Here is a 16,793-nt window from a genome sequence, read left to right as displayed (position 1 = left end):
CGATGGGCGTATTCAACCTCTTCCGGCGCAGGCCGCAGCCGCACGCGGAACTTCCGTCGCATAGCGGCTATTACGCCACCCACGATGCGCTCGATTACGACGATTGGGACAGCCGGCTCGACCGCCTCGACAGCGCGCTCGAAGCGGAAGAGAAAAAACGCCTGCGCTGGTGGCAACGCGATTACTGGCGCGGCCGCCGCAAGCGCTGGTGGCTGGGGCGCATACTCGCGGCGATAATCGGCCTGTTCATCGTACTGGTCGCATGGCTGGCGATAACCGCGCCGCTTTCGAAATCGCTCGAACCGATAGCCGCCCCGCAGATCACGCTGCTTGCCGCCGATGGCACGCCGATCGCACGCAATGGGGCGATAACCGACGAACCGGTCGCGGTCGCGGACCTGCCTCCGCATGTGATCGCGGCGTTCCTCGCGACCGAGGATCGCCGGTTCTATTCGCATTGGGGGATCGACCCGCGCGGGATTGCCCGGGCGGCCTTCACCGGTACCGGCGGGGGCAGCACGATCACCCAGCAGCTGGCAAAGTTCACCTTCCTGACCCCCGAACGCACGCTGACGCGCAAGGCGCGCGAGGCGCTGATCGCTTTCTGGCTGGAAAGCTGGCTGACCAAGGACGACATCCTCAGCCGCTATCTCTCCAACGCCTATTTCGGTGACAATGTTTACGGGCTGCGCGCGGCGAGCCTGCACTATTTCTACCGCAAGCCGGAGAACCTGAAACCCAACCAGGCGGCGATGCTCGCGGGGTTGTTGCAGGCGCCGAGCGCCTATGCCCCGACCCGGCATTACGACCGTGCGGAGCGGCGCATGCGGATCGTGGTGCAATCGATGGTCGATGCGGGCTATATCACCGAGGCCGAAGCGCGCGCGATGAAGCCGCCCGCGCTCGATGTGCGCACGCGCAACGATCTGCCCACGGGGACCTATTTCGCCGACTGGGCGCTGCCCGGCGCGCGCGAACTGACCGAGCAGGGCTATGAACGCCAGACGCTGACCACCACGCTCGACAGCCGCCTGCAGAATATCGCGCGGCAGGTGACGCAGCGCGCGCCGCTGGGCGGGGCGCAGGTCGCGCTTGTCGCGATGCGCCGCAATGGCGAGGTCGTGGCGATGATCGGCGGCAAGGACTATGCGAAATCGCCCTTCAACCGCGCCACGCAGGCCAAGCGCCAGCCGGGATCGACCATCAAGACCTTCGTCTATCTGGCGGCGCTGCGCGATGGCTGGTCGCCCGACGACGAGATCGCGAATACCGAGATCACCGAGGGCAGCTACCGCCCGCGCAATGCCAATGAGCGGTATTCGGACACGATCACGCTGCGCGATGCACTTGCCCGGTCGAGCAATGTCGCGACGCTGCGGCTGTTCAACGAAGTGGGTTCGGAGAAGGTGATCCAGACCGCGCGCGACTTCGGCATCCGCGCCTCTTTCGTCGAGGGCGATCCGAGCGTCGCGCTGGGGTCCACCAGCATGACGCTGATCGAACTGACCGCCGCTTATGCAGGCATTGCCGCCAATGCCTTCCCGGTCGAACCGCATGCCTTCGCGCGCGAAGAGAAGGGCTGGTGGGAGACGCTATGGGACGGGCCCGGTTCGCTATCCGGCCGGACACATGACGATATCCAGGGGATGCTGCGCGCCGCCATCAATGACGGCACCGGGCGCGCGGCGATGCTGCGCGGGCCGAACTTCGGCAAGACCGGGACCAGCCAGGACAATCGCGATGCGCTGTTCGTCGGCTATGCGGGCGATCTGGTGGTCGGCGTATGGATCGGGAACGACGACAATTCGCCGCTCGCAGGCGGGATCAGCGGCGGGGGGCTGCCCGCGAAGATCTGGCGCGATTTCATGAACGGGGCGATGAACGTGAAGGCTGCGCCGAGCCAGCCCGCGCCGCGCGAACAAAACGATCCCGGCACGCCGATCGAGCCGCTCGACGTCCCCGGCCTCGATGACATCCCGCTGGGCGATGGCAATTCGCGCCTGCGCATCCGCGATGGCGAGGCGGTATTCTCGACCGAGATCGACGGCATCCCGGTCGACATTACTATCGGCGAGGATGGCCTCGCCGTGGACGAACAAGCGATCGAGGAAGCCCGCCGCCGCGCGGACGAGCGCCGCTTCGAGGCGATCCGCAACCGCCGTGACGAACGGCTGCGTGAGACTGAGGACGCGGGTAACTAGCCGGTCGGTTCGGCCATCAGGACATTCATTACGGCAGTCGCGATCGGGCGGCTGCGATCGTCCTGCCACGCTTCGACGGTGATGTTCGCGCTGCGCCGCCCGAGCTTGGTGATCCGCCCCATGGCATAGCTGGTGCGGCTCTTGCCCGCCGCGAGATATTGCACGGTGATGTTGATCGGCTTGAGCATGGCGGCACGGTCCTGCCGTGCCAGCTCGGCGCGCAAGACGGCATAGCCCGCGGTTTCGAGCAGGCCGCCGGTCGCGCCGCCATGGTAATGATCGGGGCGTCCCTCGACTATTTCGTCGAATGGCACCGACAGAATTGGCGTGCCATCCTCCCAGCTGTCGAGCGTAATGCCGAGCGAACGGGCGTAGGGCGTCAGCGCCTCGATTTCGGGGATATCCGCCATGTCAGAGCCTCGCCGTCGACGCGATTTTCATGAAGACCGCCTGGATATGCGCCACCGGATCACCGGCATCGCCATCATGCGCGAGGCCCCGGACGAACGCCGCGCTGCGCGTGAGGCGATAGCATTGCGCCCGCCCGAATACGCTCGCCCCCTCGCGCGCGGGGCGCACGTAATCGACGCGCAGGTCGAGCGTGGCGATGGCGGAAAATTCGTCCATCGCGCGCCAGATCGCCATGCCGCTCGCCATGTCCATCAGGCTGAGGATCGGTCCCGAAGCGAGCACGCGCTGGCCTTCTTCACCCAGCAGGTCCTCGCGCCATGGCAGTTCGAGCTCGACCCAGTCGTCGCCATGGTCCGAATAGTTCAGCCCCAGCCAGCCCGGATGGCCGCGTCCCGCGAAGAAGGACGTCGCCTTGGACGGATCGAATTTTCGCGGCTGCTCGCTCATCGCCTGCCGCGATAGCCGCGCAGTTCACGCGCTTACAATGTTTTAATTTCAAGCGGGCCGCGTGCTTCGCCAGTCTCGCCAGTGGCGGACGGGGACACGGGGTCGGGGTTCGCCCGAATGTAGGAGAACCACATGAAATTTCCCGAGATCGAACTGGGCAGTCTGCCCGACCTGGATGCAGCGACCGGGCTGTTCGGCAGCTTCTCGTCCGCTGGACCGGACGACACCATCGTGGCGATCATGGTCTATGTTTACGACCACATGCTGGTCGAAATGCTGCTCTGACCGGTTGACGACGAGATGCATATCGATCCGCAAATCGGCGCGCTGCGTGGCGACACTGCCGCGCAGCGCGCCATGAGCGAGGCGGTTGTCCAAATTGTTGCAGAGTGCCGCAAGGACGCGGGCCTGGCGCCTGTCCTGCGGGATCTCGAGGCCTACGGTTCGGGGGCAAGGCTGGATGATTGTCCGGCGCTCACGGGCCTCTTTGCCAATGGCGGCGCGGCGATGCGCGTCATTGCGCCGCTCGTCGGGAGGCTGGTGGAAGTGCACCGCGCGTGTCCGCTGGCGCAGCTGGCATTTCGCCACCAGTCGCGCCCGGGGTTCCACTTTCTCCAACTGGCGGCGAAGGGGCGCGCCGCGCTGGGTCTGGCGCTCCATGATGATCAAGCGGTGCAGGATGCCAGCACGGTGGCGACATTCCCCGATAGCGAATGGGACGAAATCGTGCTGGCGGGCGCGGCCGATATCGCGCTGCTCGAAATCCGCGGAGAGCAATCCGATCATGCGGTCATCGACAGAAGCTGCCGCACCATCGAGGCAGGCGACCGGCTCAGCTTTGCCGGCGCGGCCAAATCACGGATGGTCCGCCGGGTTCACGGACGTCTTCTCACTCTCCGCCTCACCCGGATTGCCCCACGGCCCCGTCCGACCCGCCAGTACGACCTCGCCACCGGCAGGCTGGTGCATCGGGCGAGCGGAGACCGGCATGAAAGCCGCGACGAGATGATGATGGCCTTGCTTGGCCGGATGCGCCGCAAGGATGCCGCGCCCGTCCTGGCGGCGTTGACCCGTTCGGGCAGCGATCACTTGCGCTGGCAGGCCTTGCGCGAGTGCCTGGCGCTCGACAGCGCGGCGGGATTTGCCGCGCTCGGCAGGATTGCAACCGATCCGACCGATGATCTGGCCCCCGAGGCGGGCGCATTGCGCGCCCGGCTGGTGGAAGCCCATCCGCAGCTCGCTCGATGGGAGCCCGCTCCATGCCCCGCATAATCGCGAACCACGAAAACCGATCGGCGAGCCTCGCTGAAACCGTGGAAGCGATTGCCGACGGGTTCGATCCGCAGGACGACAGCAGCACCATGGAAGCGGCAGCCGCGCTCGCGCGGCTGGCCAACAATCGCACCTTTCTCGGCGACCTTCTGATCGACCATTTGCGCGAACGGTATCGCGATACATTCGAGGACAGCGCCTACGGACCGCAGGTCATCGTGCTGTCCCCAATGGTCGGCGGCTGTTTCCTCCGCGCCAATATCTGGCCAAGCGAGGATGAAAGCTGTTTCCGCAGCAGCGGCGCGGGCAGCTTTGTCTATGGCGTGCCGCACGACCACAATTTCGATTTCCTCACCGCGGGTTATTTCGGACCCGGGTATCGCAGCGACTATTGCGAAATCGACTATCCCTCGATCGCTGGATTTACGGGCGAACGCGTGGCTTTGCGCTTTATCGAACGCAGCGCGCTGCACGAGGGGCGGCTGATGCACTACCGCGCGCATGTCGATGTTCATGCGCAGCTCCCGCCCGAGGCAACCTCCGTTTCGCTCAACATCATGCGCGTCGGGGCGGGGCAGGACTGGTTCGACCAATATGGCTTCGACCTCGAGAGGTCGGAAGTGAGCGGGGTGCTGAATCCGTCGGCCAGCGAGACCTTCCTGCGCTGCGCAGTGGCGCTGGGCGATGCCGACGCCCTCGATTTGGCCGAAGACTTCGGACGCCACCATCCCAGCGGACGAATGCGGCTGGCCTGTTTCGAAGCGCGTGCGGGCCTCGCCAGCAGCGCGGCGGAGCGCGACGCCCTGTGGCGCGAGGCCGAACTGGCGGGGAATGTCATGCTGGCACGCGAGGCGCAGGTCCGCCGCGCCGGCTTCAGCCGTAGAGCATCGCGAACAGCGCGAAGCCGAGGAGCAGGAAGATCGCAGCGATGATCGCCAACGCCCGCGACAATGCGCGTTCGCGGTGGCCCAACCCGGTGTCGGGATCCGCACCTTCGCCGGTCACGAGGTGCCTGAGGGCGTCGATCAGCCGCATCGCGGCTGGCACTATAACCCGCCGCCGGCCAGCGCGTCTATCGCGCCCTGCAGGATGATTGCCGCGGCATGGCTGTCGATCTTGGTGGCGCGTTTGGCGCGGCTCATGTCCTGCCCGATCATCGCGGCCTCGGCGCTCGAGGTCGACCAGCGCTCGTCCCACAGCAGCACGGGTAAGTGCAGCGTCTGCGCAAGGTTGCGCGCATAAGCGCGGCTGGCCTGTGCGCGCGGGCCCTCGGTTCCGTCCATATTGCGCGGCAGGCCGATCACCACGCCGGCGATCTTCCGCTCGGTGACGATCGTGCGCAGCGCGCCGCAATCCCTGGTGAACTTGCTGCGCGTGATCGTCTTGCCCGCGGTGGCATAACGCCAGCCGGCATCGCATGTGGCGACGCCGATGGTCTTGGTGCCCAGATCGAGCCCGAGCAATGCGCCGCCTTCCGCCAGCACGTCGCCATAGGTCAGCGCGTTGTCGGTTACGAGGCCCGCGCTGCCGTCCATGCCTTCACCCGTGCAATGACGTCTTCCTGCAAGTTCTTCCAGAACAGCGGGATATCGTAAACGTGGTAATTGCCGCCCGGCAGCACGCCTTCGCCCAGCTCGGGCGGATCTCCGATATAGAGCAGGCCATTCGCGCCGCAGCGCGCCGGGATTGCGCCCGCGACCAGTTCGCCTTTCGAAAGGGTTTCGTCGGGGACCAGCGTGCCCAGATTGGCGCTGGCGGGGGCGTCGCCATTTGCGCTGCCGGTCAGCGGATTGACGCACAATATGGGCCCGGTGCCACGCGGCTCGCCGTCATAGCCGACGGTGGCCTCGTAGCGGCGCATGATCATGTCGGCATCGCCATCGTCGGAAAAGGCCGACCAGGCGAGCAGGCATTGCGCCTGGTCCGCCGAGGCGCAGGCGGGGAAGGGCAGCGAAGGCAGATCGTGCTCGACAGATACCGGCCAGCCGGGCACGTAAACTGCGGCAATCCGCGCTTCGAGCGGCGTCCCTGCAACCCTGTCCTGCAGCAGGCGCAGGATATGCGCGGCGCCCTGGCTATGCCCGGCGAGCACGATCGGCTTGTCTTCGTCCACGCTGTCGAGGAAATAGTCGAACGCTTGCGCGACGTCGGCATAGGCGGCGTCGATCGCCTGCTGCGCTTCGGGCCGGTTGGTCAGGAAGGCCCCTGCCGCAGCCTGACGGTATTTGGGCGCCCATAATTCGTCCGCGCGATTGAACGGGCTGGCAAGTCCCTTGAGGAAGACGCGCGCGCGATTGTTGGTGGTCGCATCTTCCAGCGTCGCGTTCCAGTCGCCGCCGGCCTGGATATAGCTGGTCGGCGGAACGAAGAAGACCGCGAACTCGGGTAGCGCCTGCGGGTCTGCCGCTTCGCCCGTGGTCGAGGTGGTGGTCGCAAGCGGGTCGCCGCGGTCGAGGCTCTGTTCGGCAGCGGGTGCGTCGGGCGAGGGTTCGCGTCCAGTCGGGTCGGGTTGGGCGTCGGCGACCGCAGGCTGATAGCGCGCCGGATCGCTGGTGCCGAGGCCGGGGCGCGAATACCACATCTCTGGGTCCTGGTAGGCATTGGCGTCGAGCGGCGCCTGCTCGACGAAGTCGCCACGCGGGACGAAGGCGATCTCGGTCGCTTCACGCGACCAGATCGTCAGCGCGATCCCGCCGATGATGACCAGCACGATGCAGACCGCAATGAAGTACAGGAACTTACGCGCCATCTTTGGCACCCTCTCTGGTTTGGTTCTCGTTCGCCTGTTCGGCCCGGCGTTCGAGCGCGACCTTAATCATCGCCAATAGCGGATCGGCCAGAAACAGGCCGAGTATCCCGAACAATATGCCCATGATCAACTGGAACGCGAGCACCAGCGCCGGCGCCAGGTCGACCGTCTTCTTGGCAATCATCGGGATGACGACATAGCCGTCGAAATTCTGGACGAAGAAATAGACCGCGATGGTGTAGATGCCCATTTCCGCCCCGCCCGAGAAGCCGACCAGCACCATCAGCGCGCCCGAGATCAGCGCGCCCAGATTAGGGACGAAGGCCAGTAGGCCGGTCAGGATGGCGAGCAGCGCCGCCATCGGCACCGCGCCGATCCCCACCAGCGGGGCGACCCAGGCGAGCATCACATAGGTGAACACTGCCTCCACCACCATGCCGAGCAGGCGCCCCGCCATCAGGCGGCGCATGGTCTGGCCCATCCGCGCTGCGGTGACGTAAAAGCGGTCGCGCTGCTCGCGTGGGAGCATCCATGCAACCCCGCGTTCGTAGAGCTGCGGATCGATCGCGACATAGACGCCGATCACGAGGATCAGGACAATGGTCGCCGCGCCGCCGAGAATGCCGCCCAGCGCCTTGGTGACGGTGCTGATGCCGCTGCCGATATTGCCGAGATAGTTCTGCAGCTGTGATTGGTCGACCTGAAAACCCTGCCGGCCAGCCCAGTCGATCAGCTCGGTAATCTGCCGTTCGATGATCGCGGGAAACTGCGCCGCTTCCTGCGAAATCGTCGACCCGGCGAAATAGGCCAGCCACAGCAGGAAAGCGGCAGTGACGAACAGTACGATCGAGACGCGCCAGACCCGCGCGATGTTGAGCGCCCGGCCAAGCAGGCGTGCGCCGCCATCGATCATCGAGGCGAAGACCATGGCACCGAAGATCACCAGCAAAGGGCGGGCGATCCAGATCGCCAGCGCCACTGCGCCGACCACGCCCACCCATACGATGGCACGGGCGACCTCGTGACGGATACGTGGATCGTTGATCCGCGAAGGGCTGGTGCCGAGGTCCTGGTCGTGAATGTCCTGCGTTTCGTCGGCCATGCGCGCCCCTTCGTTTCAGGAACCTAGCGCTCGGAAGCGGCTTTTCGTTCCGCAATGGCGGGACGCAGGGTCGACCAGGCGCGGCCTTCGCGCAGGCTTGTCCACCAGCTCACCGGATTGAGCGAGGTGGTGCCGTCGAGCGAGAAGGTGATGAATTCGGCGCGCCCGCCGATGTTTTCGAGCGGGATCGGGCCGAGCAGGCCGCGCGAATGGTTGAGCTCGCGACTGTCGGCCGAATGGTCGCGATTGTCACCCATCACGAAAACGTGATCGTCCGGCACCGTGATTTCGGCGAAATTGTCGAGTTCCTGGGTCTGGTGGTCGATCACCAGATAGGTCGCCCCATTGGGCAGCGTCTCGCGCATCACTGGTACGCGGCAGACGGGCGTGCCGGCGGCGTTCTCCGCGCGGAAATCGTCGAAGCCGAAGCCATCGCAGCGCGAATTGGCATCGAGCGGCAGCGCGATGGCAGGCTCGACCTTCTGTTCGACCGGCGCGCCATTGAGGATGATGCGGCCGTTCTGCACCGCGATCCTGTCACCCGGCAGCGCGACCACCCGCTTGATGTAATCCTCGTCGCGCTCGGGGTGCACCGGGATGACGATGTCGCCATATTCGGGCGTCGATCCGGCAATCCGCCAGTCGCCGCGCGGGGCGAGGTGGAAGCTGATCGAGCTCCAGTTCCAGCCATAGGGATATTTGCTGACCACCAGCCGGTCACCCACCAGCAGATTGGGCATCATCGATTCCGACGGAATATAGAACGGCTTGGCGATGAAGCTGTGAAAGGCGAACACCGCCAGCAGCATCAGCGCAAGCCCGCGAATTTCCGCGATCCAGTCGATCCTGTCGTCGGATTTCTTGTCGGATGTCTTGTTCACTGCCGTAGCGCCGGTGGTCACTTGGGTAGGGCCTCGATGATGACGTAGGCCTGTGCCCATGGATGGTCGTCGGTGAGGGTGAGATGAATGCGCGTCTCATGGCCGTGCGGCACCATTTCCGCAAGCACGATCGCCGCGCCCCCGGTCAGCGCCAGCGTGGGTGCGCCCGACTGCGCATTGACCACCCCGATATCCTTCATGAACACGCCGCGGCGAAACCCTGTACCGACCGCCTTGGAGAATGCCTCCTTGGCGGCGAAGCGCTTGGCGTAAGTGCCCGCGATGGTGAAGGGGCGGCGGCGGGCCTTGGCGCGCTCGATCTCGGTGAAGACGCGCTGCTCGAAGCGTTCACCGAACCGGTCGAGCGAATTCTGGATGCGCTCGATATTGCACAGGTCGGAGCCAAGGCCGATGATCATGCTCGGGGTGTCCAGGTACAGATCGGTGTGCCGGCGAAGTGGTTGATCAGGCGCCGGCCGACTTCAGCGAAAAGCCCTGCGACCAGGACCAACCCTACTGCCGGCAGCGCGAGTTCGTCCCAGCTGGGTCCCGCGCTGTCATCGCCGTGCAGATTCGCGAGGATGACGAGCGGAACCACGACCAGGAAGAGGACGAAGGTGGTCCGGATCGACCGCCAGATATTCAAGGCATTGTCGGGCGACACCTAGCGCGCCTCGTCCATCAGGTCGCGCATCCGGCGCACGGCGGTCTCCAGCCCGACGAAAACCGCTTCGCCAACAAGATAATGCCCGATGTTGAGTTCGGCGAGTTCGCGGATGGCGGCAACCGGCTTCACGTTCTCATAGGTCAGGCCGTGCCCGGCATGCGGCTCGATCCCCATCTCGCGCGCCAGCCGGGACATGGCCGCAATCCGCTCAAGCTCGCGCGCTTCGCGGTCGTGATCGCCGTCGAGACCCGCATGCGCATATTCGCCGGTGTGGAATTCGACCACGGGCGCGCGCAAGCGCTGCGCCGCTTCAAGCTGGCGCTCGTTCGCCTCGATGAACAGCGAGACGCGGATGCCGTTGTCCGCGAGCTTCCCAACAATCGGGGCGAGCTGGTTGTGCAATCCCGCAGCATCGAGCCCGCCTTCGGTGGTGCGCTCTTCGCGTTTCTCGGGAACGATGCAGGCGGCATGCGGCTTGTGCGCAAGTGCGATCGCCAGCATTTCTTCCGTGCCTGCCATCTCTAGGTTGAGCGGGAGATCGGTCGCCTTCTGTATCCGTTCGAGATCGTCATCGCGGATATGCCGCCGGTCCTCGCGCAGATGTGCGGTGATCCCGTCGCCGCCCACCGCCGCGACGATTTCCGCCGCGCGCACCGGGTCCGGATGATCGCCGCCGCGCGCATTGCGGATGGTGGCGACGTGGTCGATATTGACCCCGAGACGCAAGGGAGCATTCACGCTGCGCGGCTACCCGGCTTGGTCACCCCGATCGCTGCCAGTTCGGCGGGCACTTCGCCTTCGGCATAGGTCGGGAAATTGATATCGACGAGCGGGAAGAAGGGTACGCCGAGATCTGCGGCGCCATTGCTGCGATCGACCAGCGCGACCTCGGCGATCACTTCGCCGCCCTCACGCGCAACCGCTGCGATCGCTTCACGGCTGGAGAGCCCGGTGGTGACCACATCCTCGACCATCAGCACCTTGGTGCCGGGCTCGAGCCGGAAGCCGCGGCGCAGGTGGAACTCGCCCTCGGGGCGTTCGAGGAACATCGCGTCCTTGCCCAGCGCGCGGCCCATTTCCTGACCGATGATGATCCCGCCCATCGCGGGGCTGACCACCACATCGATCCGGCTGCGAATATCGCGCGGGATCTTCTGGGCGAGCGCAAAGGCCAGCCGTCCGGCGCGGTCGGGGTTCATCAGCACGCGCGCGCATTGCAGGTAGTGTCCGCTGTGACGCCCGCTGGACAGCTTGAAATGGCCCTCGAGCAGCGCTTCGCTGGCCCGGAACTCGTGGAGGATTTCTTCATCGGTCATGATGCTGTGGTCCAAAGCGTCTCGCGCGCGATTGCGCAAGAGGCAAAGGCGCTTGCACATTTTTATCGGCCAGCCGCTTGAGGCATACGCAAACCCTGCCTATAGGGCGGGCGCAATCGGGCCCTTGCATGGGGCGCGTCCCGCCACGCAGCGCGGGATTTGTCCCAGCCACAGGCCCCGAACGAGACACGACACGAAAGAGTGCCACGACGATGAAGAACTTCGGCTCCCTCCACGGGTTCCACCGGATTGTCGCCAGCCTGGCGATGGCGGCGATGCTGGCTTTCGGCGCGCAGGGCGCGGCGGCGCAGGACGCCGCCGAATCCGCGGCGACCGAACAGCTTGATACGCTCGACCCGGCGGTTGCCGCCGACGCGTCGAGCGAAGATGTGGCTGCCGGCGCAAGCGCCTACACGCCGATGAAGCCGACCGAAGGCAAAGGCATGCCGGTCGCGGGCGCGATCGACGTGCAGTCGCAGTTCTCGCCGATCGGCAAGCAGGCCAACGGGCTGCACATCGCCCTGGTATGGATCATGGCGATCATCAGCATCTTCGTCCTGCTGCTGTTCCTCTATGTCATCGTGCGCTTCAACAAGCGCGCCAATCCGGTGCCGTCGAAGACCAGCCACAACACGCTGATCGAAGTGATCTGGACGGTCGTTCCGGCGCTGATCCTGCTTGGCATCGCCGTGCCGTCGATCGGCCTGCTGAGCGCGCAGTACAAGACGCCCCCCAAGGATGCGATCACCATCAAGGCGATCGGCTACCAGTGGTACTGGGGCTATGCCTATCCCGACAATGGCGATTTCGAAGTCGTTTCGAACATGCTGACCGAGGAAGAGGCCGAAGCGAGCGGTGAACCGCACCAGCTGGCAGTCGATAACCGCATGGTCGTCCCCGCCGGCGTGCCGATCCGTCTGCAGACCACTGCCGCCGACGTGATCCACTCCTTCGCGGTGCCGAGCCTGTGGTTCAAGCTCGATGCCGTTCCGGGCCGTCTCAACGAGAAGCTGCTGCTGATCGAAGAGCCGGGCGTCTATTACGGCCAGTGTTCGGAACTGTGCGGCGCGCGTCACGGCTATATGCCGATTGCGATCGAAGCACTCCCGATGGCGCAGTACAATGCCTGGGTTCTGGCGCAGGGCGGCACCGTCGCCGGTGCCGCAGACGCCGCGGCTTCGGTCGCGCCGCTGCAGGAACCCGAAAGCTCGGTCCCCGGTGCACCCGGTGCCGGCGCCGCCCCGACCGCTTAAGATTTACGATTAGCTCGAGAGTATAGCACGATGGCTACCACCGCCGACAGCTTCCAGGCCCACACCGAAGACCACGCGCATGATGATCATCATACGCCCGGTTTCTTCGCGCGGTGGTTCATGTCCACCAACCACAAGGACATCGGTACGCTCTACCTGATCTTCGCGATCATCGCGGGCATCGTCGGTGGCGCGATTTCGGGCATCATGCGTCTGGAACTGGCCGAACCCGGCATCCAGTACCTGCAGTGGTGGGCGCAGTTCATGGGCGGCAACGCCGATTTCGACACCTCGCTGCATATGTGGAACGTGTTCATCACCGCCCACGGCCTGATCATGGTCTTCTTCATGGTCATGCCGGCAATGATCGGCGGCTTCGGCAACTGGTTCGTCCCGCTGATGATCGGCGCGCCCGACATGGCGTTCCCGCGCATGAACAACGTCAGCTTCTGGCTGACGGTGGCGGGCTTCATGTCGCTGCTGTTCTCGCTCTTCGTGCCGGGCGGCACGGGTCCGGGTGCAGGCGTGGGCTGGACCGTCTATGCGCCGCTCTCGACCACCGGCAGCCAGGGCCCGGCAGTCGATTTCGCGATCTTCTCGCTGCATCTTGCCGGTGCCGGTTCGATCCTCGGCGCGACCAACTTCATTACCACCATCTTCAACATGCGTGCGCCGGGCATGACCTTGCACAAGATGCCGCTGTTCGTGTGGTCGGTGCTGGTCACCGCCTTCCTGCTGCTGCTCGCGCTGCCGGTTCTGGCCGCCGCGATCACCATGCTGATCACCGACCGTAACTTCGGGACGACCTTCTTCGATCCCGCCGGCGGCGGCGATCCGATCCTCTACCAGCACCTGTTCTGGTTCTTCGGTCACCCCGAAGTCTACATCATGATCCTGCCGGGCTTCGGCATGATCTCGCAGATCGTCTCGACCTTCAGCCGCAAGCCGGTGTTCGGCTATCTCGGCATGGCCTATGCCATGGTCGCGATCGGCGTGGTCGGCTTCGTCGTGTGGGCGCACCACATGTACACCGTCGGTCTCGACGTGAACACGAAGATGTATTTCACTGCGGCGACCATGGTCATCGCGGTCCCCACCGGGGTGAAGATCTTCAGCTGGATTGCGACGATGTGGGGCGGCTCGATCGAGTTCAAATCCCCGATGGTATGGGCGATCGGCATGATCTTCCTGTTCACGGTCGGCGGCGTTACCGGCGTCTATCTCGCCAACGGCGGCATCGACGACGTGGTCCACGACACCTATTTCGTGGTCGCGCACTTCCACTACGTGCTGTCGATGGGTGCGGTGTTCTCGCTCTTCGCCGGGTTCTATTACTGGTTCCCGAAGATGAGCGGACGGATGCACTCCGAGCTCCTCAGCCACCTGCACTTCTGGGGCTTCTTCATCGGCGTGAACGTGATCTTCTTCCCGCAGCACTTCCTCGGTCTGCAGGGCATGCCGCGCCGCTACCCCGACTATGCCGATGCCTATGCCTATTGGAACGAGATCAGCTCGATCGGCTATGTGATCATGGCCGGCTCGATGATCTTCTTCTTCGTCAACATCGTCTACGCCTTCGTGGCGGGCAAGAAGGCGGCGGACAATCCGTGGGGCGAAGGCGCGACGACGCTCGAATGGACGCTGTCGAGCCCGCCGCCGTTCCACCAGTTCGAGACGCTGCCGGTGATCGAGGATCATCACACCGCTCACGATCACATGAGCAAGGCTGCGCCCGCCGCGAGCTAGGCGCGAAGCACTGGACACAAGCAAACGGTCGGTCCCATGGTGGGTCGGCCGTTTTCTTTTGTCTGCCGGATATCTGCACGGGGGGAGTGCCATGCTCGAAATGCGTGCCATCGATACGGGGGCGGTCAGCCTGCGCTGCGCCGTCGAGGGTGAGGGGCCGCTGGCGATCATGGTCCACGGCTTCCCCGAAAGCTGGTACAGCTGGCGTCACCAGATCGGTCCGATCGCGCAAGCGGGCTTTACCGCCTGCGCAATCGATGTCCGCGGCTATGGCGGGTCGGACAAGCCGGAGCCGGTCGATGCCTATGCGATGGAGCACATCGTCAGCGACCTCGTCGGACTGCGGCAGGCGCTGTCGCCCGATGCGCCCGCCGTGCTTATCGGCCATGACTGGGGCGCGCCGATCGTGTGGAATTCCGCGCTGACGCACCCCGAGCATTTCCGCGCCGTTGCCGGTCTGTCGGTGCCCTTCGCCGGGGTGCCGAGCCGTCCCTTTACCGAGGTCTTCCGCGAACACTTCACCAGCCAGGGCCGCTTCTTTTACCAGGAGTATTTCCAGGAGCCCGGTATCGCCGAGGCGGAGGCAGAGAAGGACCCGCGCGATTTCGTCCAGCGGATGATGTATTCGATCAGTGGCGATGTCCCGCCGGGCGACTATTGGGATAAGCCGCTGGGCGCGACCTTCCTCGAAGGACTCCCTGATCCTGCACCGGTCGCCTGGCTGACCGAAGACGATCTAGATTTCTATGAGGCGGAGTTCGCTGCCTCGGGCTTTCGCGGCCCGCTCAACCGATACCGCAATCACGAGGTCGATTACGCATGGTTGCAGGGCTGGGCGGGCAAGCGCATCGAACAGCCCGCATTGTTCATCGGCGGCACGCGCGATCCCGCCACCTTCCTGTTCGGTGCGATCGAGGACCCGGTGGCTCTGGTGAAGATGTTTGCGCCGCGCGCCGAAGGGCATATTCTCGACGGCGTCGGGCACTGGACCCAGCAGGAGCGGCCCGATGCAGTCAATTCGATCCTGATTGACTGGCTAAAGCGCCTTTGACGCCCTATATGCCGCCCGATTCCATGACCCAGACAGTTCCCACACACCTCCCCGCGGAATGGCGCGATTTCTTTGCGCTGACCAAGCCGCGCGTGATGAGCTTGGTGATCTTCACCGGCCTGTGCGGCCTGCTCGCCGCGCCGGGCCATATCAATCCCGTCCTCGGCTTCAGCGCCATCCTGTGCATCGCGCTGGGCGCGGGCGGGGCGGCGGCGCTCAACCAGTGGTGGGAAGCCGATATCGATGCGGGGATGAAGCGCACGGCTGCACGCCCGCTTCCCGCGGGGCGGATGAACCGCACCGATGCGCGCGATTTCGGCGTGTTGATCTCGGCCACTTCGGTGATGATCATGGGGCTTGCGGTGAACTGGCTCGCGGCTGCGATCCTCGCGCTGTCGATCTTCTATTACGCGGTCATCTATACCATCTGGCTCAAGCCGCGCACGCCGCAGAACATCGTTATCGGCGGCGGGGCGGGGGCCTTTCCGCCGCTGATCGGATGGGTCGCGGTAACCGGCGAAATCACGCTGATGCCGGTGCTGCTGTTCGCGATCATCTTCATGTGGACCCCGCCGCATTTCTGGGCGCTCGCGCTGTTCGTGAAGACCGATTACGCCAATGTCGGCATTCCGATGATGCCGGTGGTCAAGGGCGAAACCTCGACCCGCCGCCAGATCCTGATCTATGCCGCGCTGCTCGTGCCGATCGCCGCCGCGCCGTGGTTCATCGGCGGGACGAGCTTCGTTTACGGTGTTGCTTCGCTTGCGCTATCGCTTGCTTTCCTTGCGCTTTCGGTCCCGGTCGCTTTCCGGCAGACTGGAGCCAACGACACGATGAAGCCCGAAAAGCGCCTGTTCGCTTTCAGCATCATCTACCTTTTCGCCCTGTTCGCCGCGCTGGTGGCGGACCGGGTGCTGGCTTATCAGGGATGGATCGCATGACCCCCGAAGAAGAAATCGAATTCAAGCGGCGGCAAAAGAGCCGCAACCTCGTGTTGGGCGGCATCCTGCTGTTCTTCGCCGTGCTGTTCTATGTGATTACCATCGCCCGGATGTGAGCCACGCCATGACCACCGCAACTCTCGAAACCCGCAAGAACCGCACCGCGCTGCTGGCTTTTGGCGGCGCTCTGGCGATGCTCGGTCTGGGCTATGCGGCGGTGCCGCTGTACCAGCTGTTCTGCCAGGTGACCGGTTTCGGCGGTACGACCCAGCGCGCCACCGAAAGCGAGGCGGACATCGCCCAGCGGCTTGGTGCAAGCGCAGGCGGCAAGACCATTTCGGTGCGCTTCGACGGGACCACGGCGGGCGACGTCCCGTGGAGCTTCCGCCCCGAGCAGGTGACCGATACCGTCACCATCGGGCAGCGCGACATGGCGATCTATCTGGCCAAGAACAATTCGAACCAGACGATCACCGGCACCGCCACCTTCAATGTCGAGCCCGAGCAGGCCGGGGCCTATTTCAACAAGATCCAGTGCTTCTGCTTCACCGAGCAGGTCCTGCAGCCGGGGCAGGAAGTGCGCATGCCGGTGCTCTATTATATCGATCCCAAGGCGCTCGACGATCCCAACATGGACGGGGTGGAGCAGATCACGCTCTCCTATACTTTCCACCGGGCGCTGGATTCTGCCGAGTAGCCCCTAGACCCGCGCGCGATGGCGCATTAAGGGCACCCGCAAAGCGAAACCCAGGACGC

The 16,793-nt window shown here is 64.8% G+C and carries 20 protein-coding genes; 9 read left to right on the top strand and 11 right to left on the bottom strand.

From position 1 onward, the window contains the following. Window positions 1-2 precede the first annotated feature (2 nt). Window positions 3-2,201 carry a transglycosylase domain-containing protein gene (locus J2S32_RS05145; protein ID WP_253517386.1) on the top strand — a complete coding sequence of 733 codons (2,199 nt, stop codon included), beginning with the start codon at window positions 3-5 and terminating at the stop codon, window positions 2,199-2,201. Here the strand turns inward: J2S32_RS05145 and J2S32_RS05140 are convergent. Both J2S32_RS05140 and J2S32_RS05135 read right to left on the bottom strand, forming a co-directional pair. Then, window positions 2,198-2,611, bottom strand: a complete 414-nt coding sequence (locus J2S32_RS05140; RefSeq protein ID WP_253517371.1) for a PaaI family thioesterase — start codon at window positions 2,609-2,611, stop codon at window positions 2,198-2,200. The genes J2S32_RS05145 and J2S32_RS05140 overlap by 4 nt on opposite strands. Before the next feature lies 1 nt (window position 2,612). Next, complete coding sequence (locus tag J2S32_RS05135; protein WP_253517369.1) at window positions 2,613-3,059, bottom strand: PaaI family thioesterase; 447 nt, start codon at window positions 3,057-3,059, stop codon at window positions 2,613-2,615. Between the two features lie 132 nt (window positions 3,060-3,191). On the opposite strand from J2S32_RS05135, the gene J2S32_RS05130 reads away from it, so the two are divergent. Genes J2S32_RS05130 through J2S32_RS05120 form a run of 3 tightly spaced genes read left to right on the top strand, consistent with a single transcriptional unit; the run spans window position 3,192 to window position 5,263 of the window. Next, complete coding sequence (locus tag J2S32_RS05130) at window positions 3,192-3,344, top strand: hypothetical protein (RefSeq protein WP_253517366.1); 153 nt, start codon at window positions 3,192-3,194, stop codon at window positions 3,342-3,344. 15 nt (window positions 3,345-3,359) lie between these two features. After that, entirely contained in the window at window positions 3,360-4,331 is a 972-nt protein-coding gene (locus J2S32_RS05125; protein ID WP_253517363.1) for a hypothetical protein, read from the top strand. Further along, complete coding sequence (locus J2S32_RS05120) at window positions 4,319-5,263, top strand: transposase (RefSeq protein ID WP_253517360.1); 945 nt, start codon at window positions 4,319-4,321, stop codon at window positions 5,261-5,263. Before J2S32_RS05125 ends, J2S32_RS05120 begins: the two co-directional genes overlap by 13 nt. Here the strand turns inward: J2S32_RS05120 and J2S32_RS05115 are convergent. The 9 genes from J2S32_RS05115 to pyrE are packed head-to-tail and all read right to left on the bottom strand — an operon-like array spanning window position 5,205 to window position 11,046. Continuing rightward, the gene (locus J2S32_RS05115; RefSeq protein ID WP_253517357.1) at window positions 5,205-5,378 is read right to left on the bottom strand and encodes a hypothetical protein; all 174 of its coding nucleotides are present in this window, start codon (window positions 5,376-5,378) and stop codon (window positions 5,205-5,207) included. The two genes, J2S32_RS05120 and J2S32_RS05115, sit on opposite strands and share 59 nt — an antisense overlap. Continuing rightward, window positions 5,378-5,866 carry a Holliday junction resolvase RuvX gene (ruvX, locus tag J2S32_RS05110; RefSeq protein WP_253517353.1) on the bottom strand — a complete coding sequence of 163 codons (489 nt, stop codon included), beginning with the start codon at window positions 5,864-5,866 and terminating at the stop codon, window positions 5,378-5,380. Before ruvX ends, J2S32_RS05115 begins: the two co-directional genes overlap by 1 nt. Continuing rightward, window positions 5,842-7,080, bottom strand: coding sequence for a DUF3089 domain-containing protein (locus J2S32_RS05105; protein WP_253517351.1), 1,239 nt, complete (start codon window positions 7,078-7,080; stop codon window positions 5,842-5,844). Before J2S32_RS05105 ends, ruvX begins: the two co-directional genes overlap by 25 nt. Beyond that, complete coding sequence (locus J2S32_RS05100; RefSeq protein WP_253517349.1) at window positions 7,070-8,182, bottom strand: AI-2E family transporter; 1,113 nt, start codon at window positions 8,180-8,182, stop codon at window positions 7,070-7,072. Before J2S32_RS05100 ends, J2S32_RS05105 begins: the two co-directional genes overlap by 11 nt. Window positions 8,183-8,205: 23 nt before the next feature. Beyond that, the gene (gene lepB, locus J2S32_RS05095) at window positions 8,206-9,084 is read right to left on the bottom strand and encodes a signal peptidase I (RefSeq protein ID WP_253517347.1); all 879 of its coding nucleotides are present in this window, start codon (window positions 9,082-9,084) and stop codon (window positions 8,206-8,208) included. Then, a complete protein-coding gene (gene acpS / locus J2S32_RS05090; protein ID WP_253517345.1) occupies window positions 9,081-9,482 on the bottom strand; it encodes a holo-ACP synthase in 402 nt (133 codons plus the stop codon). Before acpS ends, lepB begins: the two co-directional genes overlap by 4 nt. After that, window positions 9,479-9,727, bottom strand: coding sequence for a hypothetical protein (locus J2S32_RS05085; protein ID WP_253517343.1), 249 nt, complete (start codon window positions 9,725-9,727; stop codon window positions 9,479-9,481). Before J2S32_RS05085 ends, acpS begins: the two co-directional genes overlap by 4 nt. Next, entirely contained in the window at window positions 9,728-10,468 is a 741-nt protein-coding gene (locus tag J2S32_RS05080) for a pyridoxine 5'-phosphate synthase (protein ID WP_253517340.1), read from the bottom strand. Beyond that, complete coding sequence (gene pyrE / locus J2S32_RS05075) at window positions 10,465-11,046, bottom strand: orotate phosphoribosyltransferase (RefSeq protein WP_253517337.1); 582 nt, start codon at window positions 11,044-11,046, stop codon at window positions 10,465-10,467. Before pyrE ends, J2S32_RS05080 begins: the two co-directional genes overlap by 4 nt. Before the next feature lie 212 nt (window positions 11,047-11,258). On the opposite strand from pyrE, the gene coxB reads away from it, so the two are divergent. The 5 genes from coxB (at window position 11,259) to J2S32_RS05050 (ending at window position 16,734) form a co-directional block, all read left to right on the top strand. Then, window positions 11,259-12,299: a cytochrome c oxidase subunit II gene (coxB, locus tag J2S32_RS05070; RefSeq protein ID WP_253517334.1), complete on the top strand. Its 1,041-nt coding sequence runs from the start codon at window positions 11,259-11,261 to the stop codon at window positions 12,297-12,299. A 30-nt stretch (window positions 12,300-12,329) separates the two neighbouring features. After that, entirely contained in the window at window positions 12,330-14,045 is a 1,716-nt protein-coding gene (ctaD, locus tag J2S32_RS05065; protein ID WP_253517332.1) for a cytochrome c oxidase subunit I, read from the top strand. A 91-nt stretch (window positions 14,046-14,136) separates the two neighbouring features. After that, window positions 14,137-15,096 (top strand): alpha/beta fold hydrolase, encoded by a 960-nt coding sequence (locus J2S32_RS05060; protein WP_253517330.1) that lies wholly within the window; start codon window positions 14,137-14,139, stop codon window positions 15,094-15,096. A gap of 23 nt (window positions 15,097-15,119) precedes the next feature. Then, complete coding sequence (locus J2S32_RS05055; RefSeq protein ID WP_253517328.1) at window positions 15,120-16,037, top strand: heme o synthase; 918 nt, start codon at window positions 15,120-15,122, stop codon at window positions 16,035-16,037. 124 nt (window positions 16,038-16,161) lie between these two features. Next, window positions 16,162-16,734 (top strand): cytochrome c oxidase assembly protein, encoded by a 573-nt coding sequence (locus J2S32_RS05050; protein WP_253517327.1) that lies wholly within the window; start codon window positions 16,162-16,164, stop codon window positions 16,732-16,734. The last annotated feature ends 59 nt before the right edge of the window (window positions 16,735-16,793 follow it).

The organism is Qipengyuania citrea (genome assembly GCF_024171405.1).
Taxonomy (GTDB): domain Bacteria; phylum Pseudomonadota; class Alphaproteobacteria; order Sphingomonadales; family Sphingomonadaceae; genus Qipengyuania; species Qipengyuania profunda.
The sequence above is the reverse complement of the archived record's forward strand: the minus strand, read 5'-3'. Positions and strand labels throughout refer to the sequence as shown.

What these genes read in the sequence shown, in the direction of transcription:
- J2S32_RS05125 (WP_253517363.1), top strand. Translation starts at nt 3,360, where the DNA reads ATGCATATCGATCCGCAAATCGGCGCGCTGCGTGGCGACACTGCCGCG.
- J2S32_RS05100 (WP_253517349.1), bottom strand. Translation starts at nt 8,182, where the DNA reads ATGGCCGACGAAACGCAGGACATTCACGACCAGGACCTCGGCACCAGC.
- coxB (WP_253517334.1), top strand. Translation starts at nt 11,259, where the DNA reads ATGAAGAACTTCGGCTCCCTCCACGGGTTCCACCGGATTGTCGCCAGC.
- J2S32_RS05140 (WP_253517371.1), bottom strand. Translation starts at nt 2,611, where the DNA reads ATGGCGGATATCCCCGAAATCGAGGCGCTGACGCCCTACGCCCGTTCG.
- J2S32_RS05055 (WP_253517328.1), top strand. Translation starts at nt 15,120, where the DNA reads ATGACCCAGACAGTTCCCACACACCTCCCCGCGGAATGGCGCGATTTC.
- J2S32_RS05060 (WP_253517330.1), top strand. Translation starts at nt 14,137, where the DNA reads ATGCTCGAAATGCGTGCCATCGATACGGGGGCGGTCAGCCTGCGCTGC.
- J2S32_RS05105 (WP_253517351.1), bottom strand. Translation starts at nt 7,080, where the DNA reads ATGGCGCGTAAGTTCCTGTACTTCATTGCGGTCTGCATCGTGCTGGTC.
- pyrE (WP_253517337.1), bottom strand. Translation starts at nt 11,046, where the DNA reads ATGACCGATGAAGAAATCCTCCACGAGTTCCGGGCCAGCGAAGCGCTG.
- acpS (WP_253517345.1), bottom strand. Translation starts at nt 9,482, where the DNA reads ATGATCATCGGCCTTGGCTCCGACCTGTGCAATATCGAGCGCATCCAG.
- ctaD (WP_253517332.1), top strand. Translation starts at nt 12,330, where the DNA reads ATGGCTACCACCGCCGACAGCTTCCAGGCCCACACCGAAGACCACGCG.
- J2S32_RS05145 (WP_253517386.1), top strand. Translation starts at nt 3, where the DNA reads ATGGGCGTATTCAACCTCTTCCGGCGCAGGCCGCAGCCGCACGCGGAA.
- ruvX (WP_253517353.1), bottom strand. Translation starts at nt 5,866, where the DNA reads ATGGACGGCAGCGCGGGCCTCGTAACCGACAACGCGCTGACCTATGGC.
- J2S32_RS05135 (WP_253517369.1), bottom strand. Translation starts at nt 3,059, where the DNA reads ATGAGCGAGCAGCCGCGAAAATTCGATCCGTCCAAGGCGACGTCCTTC.
- J2S32_RS05120 (WP_253517360.1), top strand. Translation starts at nt 4,319, where the DNA reads ATGCCCCGCATAATCGCGAACCACGAAAACCGATCGGCGAGCCTCGCT.
- J2S32_RS05050 (WP_253517327.1), top strand. Translation starts at nt 16,162, where the DNA reads ATGACCACCGCAACTCTCGAAACCCGCAAGAACCGCACCGCGCTGCTG.
- J2S32_RS05130 (WP_253517366.1), top strand. Translation starts at nt 3,192, where the DNA reads ATGAAATTTCCCGAGATCGAACTGGGCAGTCTGCCCGACCTGGATGCA.